A 20,046-nucleotide genomic window follows, 5' to 3' on the forward strand; every position below is an offset into this window, starting at 1 on the left:
TCATTTTTAGTTCACATTATTATAAAATACCCTCAAAAAATCAAATAATAATCAAACAATTAATATCATGGAAAACAGCAACAAAACAATGATTAAAAAGAGTTTTTACCTGTTTCTTTTATGCTTTTTATCAGGCATAACTTTTAAAGCGTCGGCACAAGCTGATCCTCAACAAGTAACGAAGGAAACTTTTAAAGGAAAAATAGCATTGGATATTAGAGATTCAAAAAGTGACTGGGCTCCCTATCTTCCTAAAAAGGCTCCAGCAGGTTCTCCTAATATTTTATTCATCTTATATGATGACACTGGATTAGCTGCTTGGTCTCCTTATGGTGGAGGAATAAATATGCCTACGATGCAAAAATTAGCCGACAATGGAATAACTTACGCACAATGGCATACAACTGCACTTTGTTCGCCAACTCGTTCTACTTTATTAACGGGGCGCAACCATCATCTTAACGGAATGGCTGCAATTACAGAAACTGCAGATGGTTATCCTGGAGCAAGCGGAAGAATTCCAAAACAAGCTGCAACCATCGGACAAGTTCTTCAAGACAATGGATGGAGTACTTTTTGGATTGGAAAAAACCACAATGTTCCTGAACAAGACATTGCCTCTGGCGGACCACGTGCAACTTGGCCTTTACAAATGGGATTTGACCGTTTTTATGGTTTCCTTGGAGGAGAAACCAATCAATGGTATCCTGATTTGGTAGAAGACAATCATTTTATTGAACCGCCTGCAACTCCAGAAGAAGGATATCATTTATCTAAAGATTTGGCCGATCATGCACTCGAATTCATAAAAGATCAACAGGCAACAAACCCTTCCAAACCTTGGTATATGTGGTATTGTCCAGGCGCAAATCACGCACCGCATCATGCTCCTGAGGAATATATAGCAAAATACAAAGGCAAATTTGATGACGGTTACGATGCGTATCGCAAATGGGTTTTGCCTCGAATGATTGCAAAAGGAGTTCTTCCTCCAGGTACAAAATTTGACAATTTTAATCCGATGCCTCCGGGAGTTGCAAATCCAGCGGACAACGTTTTAGACTGGAACAAATTAAAACCTGAAGAGAAAAAATTATTCTCAAGATTGGCAGAAGTGTATGCTGGTTTCTCTGAATATACTGACGCACAAGTGGGGCGAATTATTGATTATTTAGAAAAAACGGGGCAACTAGAAAATACGGTTGTTATTTATGCGGCTGATAATGGTGCTTCTGGAGAAGGTTCTGAATCAGGTTCTGTAAATGAGAATAAATTCTTTAACGGATATCCTGATGAATTAAAAGAAAACCTGAAATATATTGACAAATTAGGAGGTCCTGATACTTACGAGCATTATCCAACGGGATGGGCGGCGGCATTTTCAACTCCTTTTAAAATGTTTAAAAGATACAGTCAATATGCAGGAGGAACTTGCGATCCGTTGGTTATTTCATGGCCAAAAGGAATAAAAGCAAAAGGAGTTGTTCGCGATCAATTTCACCATTCTACTGATATTGTGCCAACTATACTAGATATCTGCGGACTTGAAATGCCTAAAGAATATCGCGGTGTTCCACAATATCCGTTATCAGGAGTTTCCATGAGATATACTTTTGATGCTGCTCCCAACACAAAAACACAAAAACATATTCAATATTTTGCCATGTTAGGAAGCCGTGCATTGTGGAAAGACGGTTGGAAAGCTGTTGCACTTCACGCTCCTCTTGGCGGAAAAGGAAATTTTGATAAAGACGAATGGGAATTATTTAATACTGATGTAGATCGCTCTGAATCTAATAATCTAGCTAAAAAATATCCAGATAAACTGAAAGAATTAATAAAAGATTGGAATGATGAAGCCGCTAAAAATTTGGTTTTACCTCTAGATGATCGTTCTGCGATTGAAGTTTTAGGAACCGAAAGACCTTCATCTGAAGCGCCTCGTGATCTTTACAAATATTACCCAGGAACTTCCCCTGTACCAGAAGGTGTTGCCGTAAATGTTCGAGGACGTTCTTATAAAATTGTTGCCGATGTTGATGTAAAAGACGCGAATGCCAATGGAGTTCTCTTTGCTCATGGCTCTCGTTTTGGAGGCCATACTTTATTTTTAAAAGACAAAAAACTGCATTATGTATATAACTTTTTAGGAATTTCTCCTGAACAGAAATTTACCTCGAACGTTGCCATCACTCCCGGAAAACATGTTTTTGGAATGGAATTTAACCGCGAAAAAGCAGGTCCAAACGGAGAATCTTTAGGAACAATGAAATTGTACATTGACGGAAAAGAAGTAGCTTCTGGACCAATGCGTACACAGTCTGGTAAATTTACTCTTTCTGGAGACGGACTTTGCGTTGGTTTTGACAGTGGAGACGCTGTAAGTAAAGAGTATAAAACTCCGGGAACATTTAAAGGTGGAGAGATTTACGGTGTCGGAATAAATGTTGGAAAAATTGAATATTCTGATTTAAATAATGAAGCGAAAAGAGCTTTAGGAAGAGACTAATTTTTTAATTACAACAAATTGAAAGAGGTATTTTATGATGACTTAAATTCAAAACAATACCTCTTTCAATTTATAAATCTTTGAATTAAAATGTACACCTCGACTTTTTATTCTAAAAAAATCTTGTTTTTAATGTTGCTCTCTTCCTTCATCTGTCTTTTTTGCAATAAAATGAGAGCACAGGAAAGTGAAGAAAAAGCTTTTAGTCCGCATCATCAAATTGGACTTTCGATCAATCATGTTCATGTCTTTGAAGGTCGTGATGATGAAGGAAATCGTGAAGTTTTGAGTCTGCCTGCTTGGGGTTTAGATTATACTTTTCAATTTCATGAAAAATGGGCAATCGGACTTCATACGGATTTTATTATTGAAAAATTTAAGGTCGAAAAAAATCTAGCCAGCGGAGAAGACAATGAAACAATCGAAAGAAGTTATCCTATTGCTCCAGCCTTAATGGGAATTTATAAACCAAACGAACACTGGAGTTTTCTTTTAGGTTTTGGAGGCGAATTTGCCAAAGAAGAAGATTTTTTCTTAACTCGTGCCGGAGTAGAATATGGTTATGAACTCCCAAATGGATGGGAAATATTTGGAACTGCAAGTTATGACTTCAAATGGAATGCTTATGACAGCTGGGGAATTGGTTTAGGAATCGCAAAAAACTTTGGAGGAAAATAAATTGATAAAAGCAGTTAGAAACTTTACAACTCGCAGCCTATGTTTAGTTCACAAAAAACAATACGCATCTGGAAAAATTTTCTTTTGATAGGAATACTTTTTATAGGTTCTAGCGGAATTTCTCAAGAAGAAAAAGACACTACAAAAATAATGGGGGTTCGATATGGAAAAAAAGGAATTGAACTTCAGACTAGAGATAATAAATTTCTATTTCAACTCCAAAGCAGACTGCAATTTCGTTTTTCTACTCCTTATGACACAGATCCTCTCACTTACGACGATTACAGTCAAGATGCCAAAACTACTTTTAAAATAAATCGTGCCAGACTAAAAATTGGCGGTCATGCTTTTGAACCTTGGCTTAAATATTATTGGGAATACGAATTAAGTCAGTCCAATTTACTTGATTTTAGAATTATGATTGAAAAATGGGATTGGCTGAGTTTTAAAGTCGGACAATGGAAAACAGAATTTACACGCGAACGCTACATAAGCAGTGGCGAACAGCAAATGGTTGAACGATCTCTCATTAATCGACCGTTTACAGTTGACAGGCAATTAGGTGCTGAAGTTTACGGTCATTTAAAAGGCAGTGGTATTGCAGATTTCAATTATTGGTTTGCTGCCCTGACAGGAACCGGACGAGGAAGCACTTCAAACGACGACGGTAATCTAATGTATTTTGGAAGAGCACAATGGAATTTCTTGGGACGCTTTCTTGATTTTGAAGGTTGCGATTTAGAATTTCACGAAAAGCCAACTCCTATTATTGCCTTTTCTGCCATAACAAACCGAAGTCCATACACGCGATTTTCGCAAGCTGGTGGAGGTTCTTTGGACGGATTCGAAGATGGTTTACCTGGACAATACAGAGTCAATCAATGGAATCTAGAAACTGCTTTTATGTATCGTGGTTTTTCTTGGCAAAGTGAATGGCATACCAAAGAAATAATAGATAAACTCAACAACGATGACATGACGGTAATGAGAGGTTATTATGTACAGGCAGGATATTTTTTTCATACTGTTTTTCATTGGTGGCCGAAACATTTAGAAATGGCAGCAAGACATGCCTCATACAAACCCGATTATTCTATTAGACAAAATCGACAGGACGAATCTACATTGGCTTTTAACTGGTTTTTCAAAGGGCATAAGAACAAATTAACTTCTGAAATAAGTTATTTTAGTTTTCAAGACAAAACTCTCCCATTGGAACAAGGCTGGCGTTTTAGAATACAATGGGATATTTCATTGTAATTCAAAGTTTTAACTGAACAACAGCAAATCGAATCTTTTTTTTCATAACTTTAAGTCATATAAATCCTTGAAAATGAAAAACATATCCAAATCCTTAAGAAAATCGGCAGTAGTTTGCTTGATCGGAACATTTTTCCTTATTTCAATTGATAGTTTAGCACAGCGTCATCGCGGAGGCGGAGGCGGAACAAACAGATCTGGCGGAGCGACTCACACTAGACCTACAAGACCAGCAAATCAGACCAGACCAAATGCAACGAGACCAGCAAACACAACGCGGCCAGCTGCAACAACAAGACCTGGATCAAATAATTCTGGAACTAAAGTAACCAGACCTGCAAACAATTCAAATTCAAGAATTAATAACAGAACCAATAATTCAAACAGAAATAATACTGTTAATAGAAATAGCGGCAACAGAAACACCAATATTAGTGGAAATACCCGAAATGTAGACCGAAGCCGAGATATCACCATCAATAACAACCGCAATACAGTGGTAAGAAGAAATACAGTCGTTTACACACGTCCTCCATACAGATATGGCGGTTATCGTTATTATGGCTATCATCCTTATTATTATCACCCATACAGACCTTATTATTGGGGACCAGTTTGGCATCCTTGGGGATTTTTTGTTGCGACTTTAGCTGTTACAGCAATCGTTGTTAGCGTAGAAAGTACTCAATATCACTATGATCAAGGTGTTTGGTATGCGCCGTCAAGCGGAGGATATACAGTTGTCTCTGCACCTGTAGGAGGAACTGTAAACAATATTCCGAGTGGTGCGCAAACGGTAAATACAGGAACTGTCAACAATTATTATTACGGAGGTACTTATTATGAAAAAGACGGCAATAACTATAAAGTTGTAGCTCCAACTGCGGGAACAATTGTAGAAAGTCTACCTGAAGGTGGAGAAGAAGTAACAAGAGGAGATGTAAAATACATCAAATTTGGAGAAACTTATTACCAGCCTGTACAAATAGATGGACAAAATAAATATGAAGTCGTTCTAGTTGAAAAAGACAATTAATTTTATTAGTCCTATCAAATTAGTATAATTATAAAATTATTTTTATAATTTTATCCTCTCTATTGACAACCATAATCAGTTTAAAAATAAACAACCATGAAAAAGAAAACTTTTTGGATTTTTGCGTTACTCACATTATCCATTATTTCCATAGCGTACAGCTACACGAGATTTTCAAATAAAGAAGAAAAAACGGTTGCTGAATGTCATGAAACTCCAACAAATACAGAATCTCAATTCAAACCAACTATCGAAAATAAATTCAAACCCACAATAAAAGCACCTAAAGGCATGGTTTGGATTCCTGGCGGAGAATTTTCGATGGGATCAAACGTTGAAGATGAAAGTTTATGTAGCATCAAAGGAGTAACAAAAGATGCCGCTCCTATTCATCGTGTTTATGTCGATGGCTATTATATGGACGAAACAGAAGTAACCAACGAAGAATTTGAAAAATTTGTAAAAGCTACTGGTTATGTAACTGTAGCTGAACAAAAACCAACTAAAGAAGAATTTCCAACAGCAAATGAGGCTGATTTAATTACGGGTTCAGTTGTTTTCACTCCTACTCCATCAGCAGTTAATTTGAATAATTTCCTGCAATGGTGGCGTTACGAACCAGGCGCTGACTGGAGACATCCTGAAGGACCGCAAAGCACCATTATAGGAAAAGAAAAATATCCTGTAGTTCATGTTGTTTATGAAGATGCTCAAGCCTACGCAAAATGGGCTGGAAAAAGACTTCCAACAGAAGCAGAATGGGAATTTGCTGCACGTGGTGGTAAAACTGGAAATCTTTATGCTTGGGGAAATGATTTAAAACCAAAAGGAAAATTTCAGGCTAATATTTACCAAGGACATTTCCCAATAAAAGACGGAGATACTGGCGAAGATGGATTTAAAGGAATTGCACCAACCAAACAATACGCTCCAAATGCTTACGGTTTATACGATATTGCTGGAAATGTATGGGAATGGGTTAATGATTGGTACAGTACCGATTACTACAAATCATTAGCAGAAAGCGGAAAAGTAACAAAAAATCCACAAGGGCCAGATGCTTACTATGATCCTAACGATCCTTCAGAAATAAAACGTGTACATCGTGGCGGCTCATTTCTGTGCACCGATCAATATTGCACACGTTACATGGTTGGCACAAGAGGAAAAGGCGAAATTAGATCTGCGGCTAACCACGTTGGTTTTAGGTGTGTAAAAAGCAAATAATAATCTTTAAATATCAAAAAGGGATTCTTTAGAGAATCCCTTTTTTTATCAATTCTGATATAGAAAGCTAAATTATTGCACAGAAAAAATTTTCTATATTTGCTAAAAAATCAAAAAATGCAACATATCATAGATCGTTTTATCAGTTATGTAACAATTGACACTGAATCAGATCCAAATTCTCAAACAACACCAAGTACTCAAAAACAATGGAATCTTGCCAACAAATTAGTCGAAGAACTAAAAGCAATTGGCCTTGAAGAGGTAACTATAGATGACAAAGCTTATATCATGGCAACGCTTCCAAGCAATGTTGATCATGAAGTTCCGACTATTGGTTTTGTTTCTCACTTTGATACTTCTCCCGATTTTAGTGGAGCAAATGTGAAACCACAAATCGTTGAAAATTACGACGGAAAAGATATCGTTTTGAATGCCGAGAAAAACATTGTTTTATCTCCAAACTACTTTAAAGATTTATTACAATACAAAGGTCAAACCATCATTACAACTGACGGAACGACTCTTTTAGGAGCTGATGACAAAGCTGGAATTACAGAAATTGTTTCGGCAATGGAATACTTAATTCAGCATCCAGAAATCAAACACGGAAAAATCAGAATTGGTTTTACACCCGATGAAGAAATTGGACGTGGGGCACATCATTTTGATGTTGAAAAATTCGGGGCTCAATGGGCTTACACCATGGATGGAAGTCAGATTGGTGAATTAGAATATGAAAATTTTAATGCTGCCGGAGCGAAAATTACTTTCAAAGGAAAAAGTGTTCATCCTGGTTATGCTAAAGGAAAAATGATCAATTCAATGCTTTTAGCAAATGAGTTTATTAATGAACTTCCAAAAGGAGAAACACCTCAGGAAACTAAAGGTTATGAAGGATTTTTCCATGTTCATCATATAAAAGGAAATATCGAAGAGACAGTTTTAGAATTGATTATTCGCGATCACAACAAAAAGAAATTCGAAAACAGAAAAAAATTAATTCATAGCATAGCTAAAAAATTCAACAAGAAATTCGCGAAGAAATTTGGTGAAGATATCGTAGTTGCTGAAGTAAGAGATCAATATTACAATATGAAGGAAAAAGTGCTTCCTGTAAAATATATTGTAGATATTGCTGAAAAAGCAATGAGAGAATTAAACATCAAACCAATCATTAAACCCATTCGTGGCGGAACAGATGGTTCTCAATTATCATTTATGGGATTACCTTGCCCGAATATTTTTGCGGGAGGACATAATTTCCACGGAAAATACGAATATGTTCCAGCAGAAAGCATTCAGAAAGCAACTGATGTTATTGTGAAGATTGCTGAATTAACTGCGATTCCAGGCATTTTTGATGCACCAGAAAAATCTAAAAAAAGAAAATAGTTGGAAACAAAATCCGAAAATAAAGGCATTTGGAAGTATGGCGATAAATGGGAAGAAGAATTACTTTTCCTTAAATCCATACTTGAAAAAACAGAACTGACCGAAACTACAAAATGGGGTGGTCCAGTTTATGTTTACGAAAAGAAAAATGTAGTTGGCCTTGGCGGATTTAAAGATTATTTTGCGATCTGGTTCTTTAATGGAGTCTTCTTAAAAGACGAAAAAAAGAAACTCATAAACGCTCAAGAAGAACTAACCAAATCTTTGCGACAATGGCGTTTTACTTCCAAAGATGAAGTTAACGAAAAAGAAGTTTTGGAATATATTTACGAAGCGATTGAAAATGAAAAACAGGGAAAAGTTATAAAACCTTCTAAAAAAGAAGCCATTGTTTCTGAGCTTTTAGAAAAAGAAATGACTAAAAATCCAGCTTTGGCAGCAGCTTTTGCAAAATTTGCTCCTTACAAACAATATGAGTTTTTAGAATATATCGAATCGGCTAAACAGGAGAAAACTAAACTATCCAGAATAGAAAAAGTACTTCCGATGATTTTAGCGAATGTTGGGATGAATGATAAATACAGGTAATTTAAAATCCAAATTCCAAACTATACAAGACCTTTGTCAAACTTTAAAACTTTGACAAAGGTTTTTTCTGTTACGAGCTTAACCAAATCAAACATAATCCACCAGTTTGTCATTTCGACCGAAGGGAGAAATCACACTCGTATCTCTACAAAGATTGGCAAATTTCTTTGCGGAGTTTCTAGTGTGATTTCTCCCTTCGGTCGAAATGACAAAACTGCGTACAAAAAAAATCCCAAACTCCATTTGCTGGAATTTGGGATTTTAAATTTTATTGGAATTTTAAAAAAAACTTATGCCTTTTTATTCAAAGCAGCGCTCAATTCTAAAGAGATAGCAGAACGCTCTAATTTTAATTTTCCAGACATAGTTTCGATTACAACAGTAGTTTCTGCTAATTCAGCAACTTTACCGTGGAAACCACTTTTTGTAACTATTTTATCACCTACTTTAAGGCCGTTTTCGAATTCTTTTTCATTTTTTGCTCTTTTTTGCTGTGGTCTGATCATGAAAAAATAAAGAACCACAAACATTAAAAGGAATGGCGCAAATTGAGTTAATTGTTCCATAATTTAAATTTGTTTTTGATTTATAATTAATTTCTTTTGGAATTTGTCTTTTCTAAAATTGGATTTTTAATTACATCAACCCTCTTCCAGCTTTTACCATCTTTTTATTAGCGGTAAGCTCTTTTACAAGGTTATCTAAAATTCCGTTGATAAAAATACTACTTTTCGGAGTAGAATACTCTTTTGCAATTTCTAAATATTCGTTAAGCGTTACTTTTACTGGAATCGATGGAAATTTAATAAACTCACAAATGGCCATTTTCAAGATAATCGTATCAATTTCAGCAATACGATCGCTATCCCAATTTGGTGTTTTATCTTCGTATTCTTTTGCAAAAGCCGTTTCATTTAAAATTGTTCTTCTAAATAAATCTTTTGCAAAATCTTTATCCTCAACATCTTTATACAATTTTGGCACTCTAAAATCGTCCGGTTCTTCCGTTTTGATTGCTTTCAATTGTTTCACAATATGAGTATTTACAACAGGAATATCATCAACCCACGTTAATTTATCATCCTCTAAGTACTCATATAATTTTTCATTTGGAACAATAACATTTTCAAACAAATCAATTACAAATTGTCTGTCTTCTTCAAAGGTATTCACGTTATTGTTCATGTATTTTTTGTAGATATCGCTTGCTTTGACATCATTTAAAAGCAAAATAATATAATCGTCATTTAAAGACCAGTTATTGATTTTACGATTTTCTAAAGCGATACTAAGAGAATTGCTTTCGGCAAGAAGTTGAAAAATTTTATTCTTTACAAATTTTTCATTTGGATTACGTTCTGCGGCAGTTGCCAGGTGTTTTTTACTTGAAAGATGTAAAAAGACAGCTTCTTTTTTACAAATTTCTATCAATGAAGAAAGCATTATAAGGTATAAGTCCTGAATATTGTCTATGCTGTAAAAAAGAAATTTCTCTTCTTTTTCCATATTATCAGAACCGCTTTGATGCATTGCATAAATGGATTGCATTACTTTAACGCGTATGTGTCTTCTATTTACCACCGTGTAAGAACATTTAAAAATTAGTCTGCAAAAGTATAACTTTTGAAGCGTATATTAAAATTAATTCGTAAAAAAGTCGCAGTTTTCGGTCGCAGTTTTCCATTTAGTCGCAGTATTCAGTCGCAGTCGCAGTAATCGCAAAAACTGAGAACTGCAACTGAGAATGAAAACTAAAAAAAAGTCTCAGTTTCCAGCAGAACTGAAAACTGAGACTGAGACTATAAACTAAAAAAAAATTATTTAGCAGCGTTCTCGATTCTTCTTTGATCAATACGATTTTGAGCAATAGTAAGAGCCGCTTTGTGCGTTGTCATATTATTTTTAGCAGCGAAATCGATAATTTCTAAAGTTGTATTGTAGATATTCTCTGTTTTTGTCATGATTTCAGCTTTACCGTAGTTAGCTAATTCAGCGTAAACATTGATAATTCCACCTGCATTGATTAAGAAATCTGGAGCATATAAAATTCCTCTTTCTTGCAATCTTGCACCGTGAATATTCTCATCTGCTAATTGATTATTTGCAGCACCAGCAATAACTTTAGCTTTGATTTTATCTACTGTATTATCGTTGATTGTTGCTCCCATCGCACACGGCGCATAGATATCAACATCTGCAGTATACAAATCTTCACCTGTATAAATTGTTGCATTGTATTTTGAAGCAACTTGGTATAATTTTTCTTCGTTAATATCAGAAATCGTTACCTGTGCTCCTTCTTTAGTTAAATACTCAACCAAAGTTTCACCAACGTGTCCAATTCCTTGTACCAAAACTTTTTTACCATCTAAAACATCAGTACCAAACTGACTTTTAGCAGCCGCTTTCATGCCTAAATAAACTCCGTAAGCCGTCACAGGAGAAGGATTTCCAGAACCTCCTCTTTCTTCAGAAATACCCGTAACGTAAGGTGTTACGTCTCTTACAGTATCCATGTCTTTAGTTTCCATTCCGACATCTTCTGCAGTAATATATCTTCCGCTTAAGGAGTGAACGAATTCACCAAATTTGCGCATTAACTCAGGAGTTTTTTGCGTTTTAGCATCACCAATAATAACCGCTTTACCTCCACCAATATTAAGTCCAGTAATAGCCGATTTAAAAGTCATACCTCTCGAAAGACGTAAAACATCATTTAAAGCTTCCCATTCTGTGTTGTAATTCCACATTCTGGTTCCTCCCAAAGCTGGCCCCATAACTGAATTATGAATACCAATAATTGCTTTTAAACCTGTATCTTTGTCATTGCAAAATACAATTTGTTCGTGATCATCAAAAGACAATTGACCAAAAACAGGATCCATTTTTTGAAGTTCCTTTCCAGTTGCAAAAGTTGCATCCATAGCGCTAGTATAAATTAGTTAAAATTATGAATTCGTCAAAAAGACAACTCAAACATAATTAAAAAATACATATGTGCTAATTTTTTATCTTTAAAATAACAATATTACAATATAATTGTTTTGATTAAATCGCAAATTATTATAAATTTATTTAAAAATAATTCTTAAATACAAATCAATTCAATATCAGATTTCTTAAAAAAATGAAAGAATTAAGCTATTTAAACAAATATTTCATTAAATATAAATACAGTTTTTCCGCAGGTATTTTAATCACCATAATCGCACAAATATTTTCGTTATTTACACCAAAGCTTATCAGTAAGTCTTTAAATGCTATTGAAAATTTTGACAAACTATCTGTTGCAGACCAAAATTCAGAAATTGTGATTGCGGCTTATCGTCAGGATCTTATTCATAATGTGTTACTTATCATCGGAACTACGATTATCGCAGGTTTTTTGACGTTTTTAATGCGTCAGACTTTGATTGTAATGTCACGTCATATTGAGTTTGATCTAAAAAATGAAGTTTTCAGACAATATGAAAATCTTTCACAAACTTTTTACAAACAAAACAGAACTGGAGACTTAATGAATCGTATTAGTGAAGACGTTTCAAAAGTTCGTATGTATGTTGGTCCAGCGGTAATGTATACTATTAATACATTTATACGTTTTGCTATCGTTATATTATATATGTATAATGTATCGCCACTGCTTACCTTATATACTATTCTTCCTTTGCCAATTCTTTCTTATTGTATTTTCAAGTTAAGTTCTGAAATCAATAAAAGAAGTACCACTTTTCAACAATATCTTTCAAAAGTTTCAAGTTTTACACAAGAAATCTTTTCAGGAATTCGCGTTATAAAAGCCTATTCATTAGAGAATCAGCATCAAAACAACATGGTTGATTTGGCTGAAGAAAGCAAACGTAAAAGTTTAAGTTTAGCAAGAGTGCAGTCTTTATTCGGTCCGTTGATGATTGCCCTTATAGGAATCAGTAATCTGGTTGTAATTTATTTCGGAGGCGTAATGTACATTAATGGAAGTATTCCAAATATTGGAACTATTGCCGAGTTTATCTTATATGTAAACATGCTAACATGGCCAGTTGCTTCTTTAGGATGGGTTTCTTCTATGGTTCAAGAAGCAGAAGCTTCACAAAAACGTTTAAATGAATTTTTGAAAATTGAACCAGAAATTAAAAACAACAACGAAAATTCATCAGAAATTCAAGGAACAATCGCTTTTGAAAACGTTTCTTTTACTTACAAAGACACCAATATTGAAGCTTTGAAAAATGTCTCTTTCACAGTAAAAAAAGGAGAAACTTTAGCCATATTAGGAAAAACCGGTTCAGGAAAATCGACAATCCTTTCTTTAATTTCGAGATTGTATGATGTTACTGAAGGAGATCTTAAAATTGACAACAACGAAATCAGCACGCTAAACCTCAACGATCTTCGTAATAATATCGGAATTGTACCTCAGGATGCTTTCTTATTTTCGGATACCATTAAAAACAATATCAAATTTGGCAATCAAAATGCCACTGACGAAGAAGTATTTGAAGCCGCTAAAAATGCAGTCGTTCATGACAACATTATTGCCTTTAACAAACAATACGACACTATTTTAGGAGAAAGAGGAATCACACTTTCTGGAGGACAAAAACAACGTGTTTCGATTGCAAGAGCTATTATTAAAAACCCTGCAATCCTACTTTTTGATGATTGTCTATCAGCAGTTGATACCGAAACCGAAGAAATGATTTTGAACAATTTATTTGAAATTTCTAAAGACAAAACCACTATAATTGTAAGTCATCGAGTTTCCTCTGCAAAGAATGCAGACAAAATTATTATATTAGAAGATGGTAAGATAATTCAACAAGGTTCTCATAATCAATTAATAAATCAAGGCGGCTATTATGCATCGTTATATTTAAAACAACTTTCGGAAAAAGAATTACTTTAATTGTTGCGTAATAGATAATTTTTTATGATTTTTGAGTACTATTAATTCCAAAAATGATAGAACGTATTATGAGAGAAAATGACATGTTAGAAAAAGAAGAGATTTTTTCTAAAGTATTACGAGCAGGAAGAAGAACTTATTTCTTTGATGTGAGAGCTACCAAAGCTGATGATTACTACATTACCATTACCGAAAGCAAGAAGTTTACTGAAGAAGATGGTTCTTTTCACTTCAAAAAACACAAAATTTACTTATATAAAGAAGATTTTAGTGCTTTCGCAGAAATATTAGAGGAAATGACTTCTTATGTTTTGAACCACAAAGGCGAAGAAGTAATTTCTGAAAGACATCAAAAAGATTTTAAAAAAGAATATAGCTCTGAAAAATCTGAAAGCCAAAGATCAAGCTTTACAGATATTGATTTTGACGATATTTAATTCAAAATAAACTTTTTAAAGTTACAAGTCCAATTTGTTCTGCATTTTGGACTTTTTTTATATATTTATATTTGAGATGTGAATTGTAAAAATGTGAGACTTATAATTCATGCTTCTTTCACTTCTATCATTTTCACAAATTACACTTTACTATTAACTCACAAAAAATGAAAAAATTAATTCTTCTTTTAAGTTTCGTTTTCTTCGGAATTTCTCTTTCGGCACAAAATATAGAATATGAAACGAAAAACAACATTCAATATTATAATGCTGCCGCAAATAAATCGGATAAATATATCAATGAAAGATGTGTTTTAGATATTTATTATCCAAAAAACAAAACCGGATTTGCTACAATCGTTTGGTTTCACGGTGGAGGATTAACTGGCGGAAGCAAAGAAATTCCTGAGGCTTTAAAAAATAAAGGTTTTGCTATTATTGGTGTAAATTACAGATTATCGCCAAAAGTAAAAGCTGTAAAATGCATTGAAGACGCAGCGGCGGCAGTTGCTTGGGCTTTCAACAATATTACTACTTATGGAGGCGATAAAACTCAAATCTTTGTTTCTGGACATTCCGCTGGAGCGTATTTGACTTCCATGATTGGTTTAGATAAAAAATGGCTTCAAAAAGAAAACATCGATGCGAATCAAATTGCAGGACTTATTCCGTTTAGCAGTCAATGTATTACGCATTTCGAAATTAGAAGAGAAAACGGAATCCCTGAAAAACAGCCAACAATTGACCAATTTGCTCCTTTATATCACGTTCGTGCCGATGCACCACCATTATTATTAATTACTGGAGATCGTGAACTTGAAATGTTAGGACGTTACGAAGAAAACGCATACATGGCCAGAATGATGAAATTAGTTGGACATACTCAAACTAAATTATATGAATTGGACGGTTACGGTCACGGAATGACAGAACCTGGTTTTCCACTTTTGGTTAATGAAGTAAACCGAATTTTAAAAGAACGCAAAAAATAATCACTAAATAAAATTCCACGGCAATGGAGACACAACTATTAATCATACCAGGACTTGGAGATTCTGGAGAGAAACATTGGCAAACCTTTTGGCATAAAAAATTTGAAAACTCGATTCGCGTTATACAAGACAATTGGGATGAACCAATTCGTGAAGAATGGCTTGAAAGATTAAACGAAAACATCTTAAAACTAGACAAACCAACTATTTTAGTAGCACACAGTTTAGCCGTTTCATTGGTTTTGCATTGGGCAGAAAAATATAGTAGCCCCTATATTATTGGCGCATTTTTGGTCGCTCCTGCAGATGTAGATTCACCAGAACACACACCAGAATGTACTAGAAATTTTTCGCCAATGCCACTTTACAAATTACCTTTTCCATCGGTAGTTGTAGCAAGTGAAAATGATCCGTATTCTTTATTTGAAAGAAAAAAACACTTCGCTGAAAAATGGGGAAGTGATTTTGTAAATGTCGGAAAACAAGGTCACATCAACTCCGATTCTGATTTAAAATATTGGGAAGAAGGACAGGAGATTTTGCAGCAGTTGATTAAAAAAATAAATACCTAAAAAAAAAAAAAAAATTAACACATAGAAATATAGATTTAAAACTTAAAAAAAGTGCATAAAAAAGAAACTAGTTTCTTCACAAATAGCTATGTGCATTTAAACAAATGAAATGCCTTTTTTACATTTTCCAAAACTATGTCTCTATGTGTTTATAAAAAAATTAGCCAATTCTAAGTCCATTTGGGATTTTAAAATCAGGAGCTAACAAAATCACGTCTCCCTCCTCGCCTACTGCGCCTAAAACAAGACATTCACTCATAAATTTTCCAATTTGTTTTTTCGGAAAATTGACAACCGCTACAATCTGGCGATTTACTAAATCTTCTTTCTGATATCTTTTTGTAATTTGTGCCGATGATTTTCTAATTCCAATTTCTGAACCAAAATCTATTGTCAGCTGAAAGGCTGGTTTTCTCGCTTCAGGAAAATCGTTTACTTCTATAATTGTTCCGATTCGCATATCGGTTCTTTCAAATTCGTTCCAGGTTAAATCCATTTTATTCTCTTTTATTACAAACCTATAAATTTTGTAATTAATGCGCCTAATTCTATAACCCTTTTCTTTCGCTTCCATTCTAATTTTACGAGACTAGAAAACGAAACTCACGTAAAAAAGATATATCATGGAACATACAGAACCAAATGCATGCATGACAATTAAGGACTTTGAATCTAATTTAAAACAGATTCATACAGATAAATATATAGAAACTGCCCAAAATGTAAGACTATATGTCAAAGATTATGGTCAGGGAAAACCTGTAATCTTGATTCACGGTTGGCCTCTTTCTAACGAAATGTGGGAATATCAAATTGACCATTTAGTCCAAAACAATTATCGCGTTATTGCATATGATCGCCGCGGTTTTGGAAAATCTTCTCAACCTTGGAACGGTTACGATTATGACACTTTAACTGATGACCTTAAAGAAATAATCGAGCAATTGGAATTAGAAAATGTAACACTTGTTGGTTTTTCGATGGGCGGTGGTGAAGTGGTTCGTTATTTTAGTCGTCATGGCGGAAAAGGAGTTATCAAAGCTGCTTTAATTTCATCTATTATTCCTTTTCTTTTAAAAACAGATGATAATCCAGACGGCCATCCGAAGGAAAAAAGCGAAAATACTGCAGCAGCCATTAAAGAAGATCGTATTGGATTTGTAGATAATTTTGGAAAGACTTTTTTCGGAATTAATATCATCAACAAACCAATTAGTACTCCACTATTAGAATATTATAGAACATTGTGCTCACTCGCATCTCCAAGAGCAACTTTAAAATGTGCCGAATCTTTTTCATACACTGATTTTAGAGACGAACTGGACTTTATAAAAGTTCCTACTTTGATCATTCATGGAGACGATGATAAAATTGTACCTATTGATCTTACTTCAAGAAAAGCTGCAAAAGCTATTGCAAACAACACTTTTATTGAATATGAAGGAGCTCCACATGGTTTGTTTTATACCGACAGAGAAAAACTAAATGAAGATTTGCTTCAATTTTTAAATTCATAGAAAAACTTTAAAAAGTATCCAAAGAGCAAGCAGATAATGCTAACTGCTTCTTTGGATATTTTTTATTCTTGTGCTCTTTTATTTACAGATTTTTAAAGCTATTTTTGAAAATCTAATTTCGAATAAAATGGCACGTACAGAATCGACAATGCTTCCTTTAGGGACAATTGCTCCGGATTTTTATTTAAGAGACACTAATTCCAATGATACTTTTAGTTTCGAAGATTTAAAAGGATCAAAAGGAACATTGGTTCTATTTATTTGTAATCATTGTCCGTTTGTGCATCATGTCATTCAGGAAGTTGTAATGATTTCAAACGATTATCGTGTACAGGGAATTGGTGTAATTGCCATTTCAAGCAATGACATTACAAAATATCCGGAGGATTCTCCAGAATTAATGACTGAATTTGCTATGAAAAATAAAATTGACTTTCCTTATTTATATGACGAAAGTCAGGAAACAGCCAAAGCTTATCAGGCAGCCTGTACTCCTGATTTCTATTTATTTGACAATCAAAACCGTTTATTTTATCGCGGACAGTTAGATGATTCAAGACCAGGCAACGGAATTACCCTTAGCGGAAGCGATCTAAGAGGCGCAATTGATGCTTTAATTTATAACAGAAGTTTAAAAGAAACTCAAAAACCAAGTTTGGGCTGCGGCATTAAATGGAAGTAAATACGCACTAAATCCAAAAAGATTCCCTATCTTTGCAAATCAATTTAATCATCCTTATGGGAAATAAAATACTACATACAGCCTCTAAACAGTCGTTTTGCATTGCAAAACCGCTAGATGCTGTAATTATTTCACATAATAAGGCCTTTATTAATTAGGCCTCCGTCTACTTCAGTTTTCTTCTTTTTGACGGAGGATTTACATCAACTTAAACATTTATTTATTTGACAAAATTCATTTTGGGTCAGATATTTTTTTGTTTTTCTAATTAAAATTTTTAGTTCAAAAGACTAAAAAATTATTCGTTTTTAATAAATCCTAAAGAAGAAAAATTAGCTCAATTTAATAACAATAAATTCAATTATAGATATGAAACCAACACCCACTTTCTGTAAATCAGATTATCAATTTCTAAGAGAATTGATTTTAAAAAGTAAAAATTCAACGAATACAAAAGAAGCGAATCAACTTTCACAAGAATTAGATCGTGCTGTGATAAGCAAAGAAAGCGAATTGGATAGTTCTGTTATACGCATTAATTCTTTTGTAACAATTGAAGATGTAAAAGCAAAAAAACAAATGAAAATCCAAATCGTTTTACCTTCTGCTGCAGATGTAAAACAATCTAAAATTTCAATCTTAGCTCCTTTAAGCGTTGCTATTATTGGTTTTAAAGAAAATGATGAAGTCGATTGGGAACTGCCGGCTGGAATAAAAACTTTAAAAGTAGTAGCTGTAGATAATTCGGCTGTACATCATTCTTAACTTTTTAAACACCTCATTCTGTGAAGGTGTTTTTTTATATCTATTTGAAAATAAAAAAACCGATTCAATTATTTATTGAATCGGTTTTTTATGTTTTTTTTAATACGAATTACAATTGAGAATCAATAAAATTGGTTATTGAAGCCATTTGAATATCGTCAAGTTTTGCCTTTTTCTGCATTCTTACCAAAATTGGCTTCCACTCTTCTTTGCTAAACTGTTTTGGTTCATACCATTTATGACATTTTGCACAATTGTTATCATACAATTGCTTTCCTTCTGCCAAAGCTGTATCTCCAAATACAAGATCTTTAGCAGATACTTCTTTTGAAGGTGGTGGCGGTGGCGGTGGCGGAGCTTCTGCCATTGATTGCTTAGCACCACAGGCTACTAAAACTAAAACCGTTCCTGCTAAAATTAAAGTCTTTCTCATTACAATGTTTTTTAGTAAAAATAAAAAAAATCCCATTCGAGATTCGAATGGGATTCTATTTATAACAATCCTAAATTGCTAATAAACTCTTATTTTACGTCCATTAATTCAACGTCAAAAATCAAAGTTGCGTTTGGTGGAATAACTCCTCCAGCACCAGATGGTCCGTAACCTAAATCAGAAGGAATTACAAAACGAGCTTTGTCTCCAACTTGTAATAAAGCGATACCTTCGTCCCATCCTTCGATAACTTGTCCAATTCCTAATTTGAATTCGATTGGTTTTTTACGTGGGTAAGAAGAATCGAAAACTTTTCCGTTTTCTAAAGAACCTTCGTAGTGAACAGAAACTGTTTTTCCTGCTTCAGCTCTTTTTCCTTCTCCTTTTTGAATCATTTTATAACGTAAACCGCTTTCTGTTTTATCAAAACCAGCAGCTAATTGTTCCATTTTTGCTTCAGATTCTGCTTTTAAAGCTGCTTCTCTTTTTAGACGAGCCCCTTTCAAACCAACAAAAGCTTCAATAGCGTTCCATTTTTGAGCTTCTTCTCCAACTCTGATAATTTCTACAGACTCTAAGTTATCACCCTGAGCAACAGCATCAACAACATCTTGTCCTTCAATCACATGTCCAAAAACAGTATGTTTGTTATCTAACCAAGGAGTTGGAACGTGAGTAATGAAAAATTGAGAACCATTACTTCCAGGTCCTGAGTTTGCCATAGATAAAACTCCTGGACGGTCATGTTTTAAACTTGGGTGAAATTCATCATCAAATTTATAACCTGGATCTCCAGTTCCAGTTCCTTTTGGACAACCTCCCTGAATCATGAAATCTGCAATTACTCTGTGGAAAGTTAATCCGTCATAGAATTTTTGTCCTTGAGGTTTCACTTTATTTTCCATATTTCCTTCTGCAAGAGCTACAAAGTTACCTACAGTTCCCGGTGTTAAATCGTGTGTCAATTTTACTAAAATCGAACCTTTGCTAGTATTGAATTTAGCGTATATTCCGTTTTCCATGTTGTTATTTTTAATTTGAACGCAAAT

20 protein-coding genes are annotated in these 20,046 nt (G+C 34.1%); 14 read left to right on the top strand and 6 right to left on the bottom strand.

Features of this window, described 5'->3' with window-relative positions:
- The first annotated feature begins 67 nt into the window (after positions 1-67).
- From NQQ59_RS06630 to NQQ59_RS06660, 7 genes are all read left to right on the top strand, one after another.
- Positions 68-2,509 carry an arylsulfatase gene (locus NQQ59_RS06630; RefSeq protein ID WP_186296575.1) on the top strand — a complete coding sequence of 814 codons (2,442 nt, stop codon included), beginning with the start codon at positions 68-70 and terminating at the stop codon, positions 2,507-2,509.
- A 171-nt stretch (positions 2,510-2,680) separates the two neighbouring features.
- Positions 2,681-3,187 (top strand): hypothetical protein, encoded by a 507-nt coding sequence (locus tag NQQ59_RS06635; protein WP_144214869.1) that lies wholly within the window; start codon positions 2,681-2,683, stop codon positions 3,185-3,187.
- A gap of 39 nt (positions 3,188-3,226) precedes the next feature.
- Positions 3,227-4,447 (top strand): OprO/OprP family phosphate-selective porin, encoded by a 1,221-nt coding sequence (locus tag NQQ59_RS06640; RefSeq protein ID WP_144214870.1) that lies wholly within the window; start codon positions 3,227-3,229, stop codon positions 4,445-4,447.
- A gap of 73 nt (positions 4,448-4,520) precedes the next feature.
- Complete coding sequence (locus NQQ59_RS06645; protein ID WP_144214871.1) at positions 4,521-5,483, top strand: DUF6515 family protein; 963 nt, start codon at positions 4,521-4,523, stop codon at positions 5,481-5,483.
- Positions 5,484-5,579: 96 nt separating this feature from the next.
- Positions 5,580-6,710 carry a formylglycine-generating enzyme family protein gene (locus NQQ59_RS06650; protein ID WP_144214872.1) on the top strand — a complete coding sequence of 377 codons (1,131 nt, stop codon included), beginning with the start codon at positions 5,580-5,582 and terminating at the stop codon, positions 6,708-6,710.
- Positions 6,711-6,827: 117 nt separating this feature from the next.
- Positions 6,828-8,105 carry a peptidase T gene (gene pepT, locus NQQ59_RS06655; protein ID WP_144214873.1) on the top strand — a complete coding sequence of 426 codons (1,278 nt, stop codon included), beginning with the start codon at positions 6,828-6,830 and terminating at the stop codon, positions 8,103-8,105.
- Positions 8,106-8,693 (top strand): YdeI/OmpD-associated family protein, encoded by a 588-nt coding sequence (locus tag NQQ59_RS06660; RefSeq protein WP_144214874.1) that lies wholly within the window; start codon positions 8,106-8,108, stop codon positions 8,691-8,693.
- Between the two features lie 290 nt (positions 8,694-8,983).
- Here the strand turns inward: NQQ59_RS06660 and yajC are convergent, their stop codons facing one another.
- From yajC to NQQ59_RS06675, 3 genes are all read right to left on the bottom strand, one after another.
- Positions 8,984-9,259: a preprotein translocase subunit YajC gene (gene yajC, locus NQQ59_RS06665; RefSeq protein ID WP_144214875.1), complete on the bottom strand. Its 276-nt coding sequence runs from the start codon at positions 9,257-9,259 to the stop codon at positions 8,984-8,986.
- A gap of 70 nt (positions 9,260-9,329) precedes the next feature.
- Positions 9,330-10,241, bottom strand: coding sequence for a transcription antitermination factor NusB (nusB, locus tag NQQ59_RS06670; protein ID WP_144214876.1), 912 nt, complete (start codon positions 10,239-10,241; stop codon positions 9,330-9,332).
- A gap of 269 nt (positions 10,242-10,510) precedes the next feature.
- Positions 10,511-11,617 (bottom strand): Glu/Leu/Phe/Val family dehydrogenase, encoded by a 1,107-nt coding sequence (locus tag NQQ59_RS06675; protein ID WP_144214877.1) that lies wholly within the window; start codon positions 11,615-11,617, stop codon positions 10,511-10,513.
- A 203-nt stretch (positions 11,618-11,820) separates the two neighbouring features.
- On the opposite strand from NQQ59_RS06675, the gene NQQ59_RS06680 reads away from it, so the two are divergent.
- From NQQ59_RS06680 to NQQ59_RS06695, 4 genes are all read left to right on the top strand, one after another.
- Entirely contained in the window at positions 11,821-13,599 is a 1,779-nt protein-coding gene (locus tag NQQ59_RS06680) for an ABC transporter ATP-binding protein (protein ID WP_144214878.1), read from the top strand.
- A 68-nt stretch (positions 13,600-13,667) separates the two neighbouring features.
- A complete protein-coding gene (locus tag NQQ59_RS06685) occupies positions 13,668-14,036 on the top strand; it encodes a PUR family DNA/RNA-binding protein (protein ID WP_057119174.1) in 369 nt (122 codons plus the stop codon).
- 167 nt (positions 14,037-14,203) lie between these two features.
- Positions 14,204-15,028, top strand: a complete 825-nt coding sequence (locus NQQ59_RS06690) for an alpha/beta hydrolase (RefSeq protein ID WP_144214879.1) — start codon at positions 14,204-14,206, stop codon at positions 15,026-15,028.
- 23 nt (positions 15,029-15,051) lie between these two features.
- Positions 15,052-15,600 (top strand): RBBP9/YdeN family alpha/beta hydrolase, encoded by a 549-nt coding sequence (locus NQQ59_RS06695; RefSeq protein WP_144214880.1) that lies wholly within the window; start codon positions 15,052-15,054, stop codon positions 15,598-15,600.
- Positions 15,601-15,760: 160 nt separating this feature from the next.
- Here the strand turns inward: NQQ59_RS06695 and NQQ59_RS06700 are convergent, their stop codons facing one another.
- Positions 15,761-16,096, bottom strand: coding sequence for a tRNA-binding protein (locus tag NQQ59_RS06700; RefSeq protein ID WP_144214881.1), 336 nt, complete (start codon positions 16,094-16,096; stop codon positions 15,761-15,763).
- Between the two features lie 127 nt (positions 16,097-16,223).
- On the opposite strand from NQQ59_RS06700, the gene NQQ59_RS06705 reads away from it, so the two are divergent.
- The 3 genes from NQQ59_RS06705 (at position 16,224) to NQQ59_RS06715 (ending at position 18,564) form a co-directional block, all read left to right on the top strand.
- The gene (locus NQQ59_RS06705; RefSeq protein WP_144214882.1) at positions 16,224-17,117 is read left to right on the top strand and encodes an alpha/beta fold hydrolase; all 894 of its coding nucleotides are present in this window, start codon (positions 16,224-16,226) and stop codon (positions 17,115-17,117) included.
- A gap of 127 nt (positions 17,118-17,244) precedes the next feature.
- Positions 17,245-17,799, top strand: coding sequence for a thioredoxin family protein (locus NQQ59_RS06710; protein WP_144214883.1), 555 nt, complete (start codon positions 17,245-17,247; stop codon positions 17,797-17,799).
- 369 nt (positions 17,800-18,168) lie between these two features.
- Positions 18,169-18,564 carry a GreA/GreB family elongation factor gene (locus tag NQQ59_RS06715; protein ID WP_144214884.1) on the top strand — a complete coding sequence of 132 codons (396 nt, stop codon included), beginning with the start codon at positions 18,169-18,171 and terminating at the stop codon, positions 18,562-18,564.
- A gap of 109 nt (positions 18,565-18,673) precedes the next feature.
- Here the strand turns inward: NQQ59_RS06715 and NQQ59_RS06720 are convergent, their stop codons facing one another.
- Both NQQ59_RS06720 and NQQ59_RS06725 read right to left on the bottom strand, forming a co-directional pair.
- The gene (locus NQQ59_RS06720) at positions 18,674-18,997 is read right to left on the bottom strand and encodes a c-type cytochrome (RefSeq protein WP_144214885.1); all 324 of its coding nucleotides are present in this window, start codon (positions 18,995-18,997) and stop codon (positions 18,674-18,676) included.
- Positions 18,998-19,086: 89 nt separating this feature from the next.
- Positions 19,087-20,019 (bottom strand): peptidylprolyl isomerase, encoded by a 933-nt coding sequence (locus NQQ59_RS06725; protein ID WP_144214886.1) that lies wholly within the window; start codon positions 20,017-20,019, stop codon positions 19,087-19,089.
- Between the last annotated feature and the right edge of the window lie 27 nt (positions 20,020-20,046).

Source organism: Flavobacterium panacis (assembly GCF_024649945.1).
GTDB lineage: Bacteria > Bacteroidota > Bacteroidia > Flavobacteriales > Flavobacteriaceae > Flavobacterium > Flavobacterium panacis.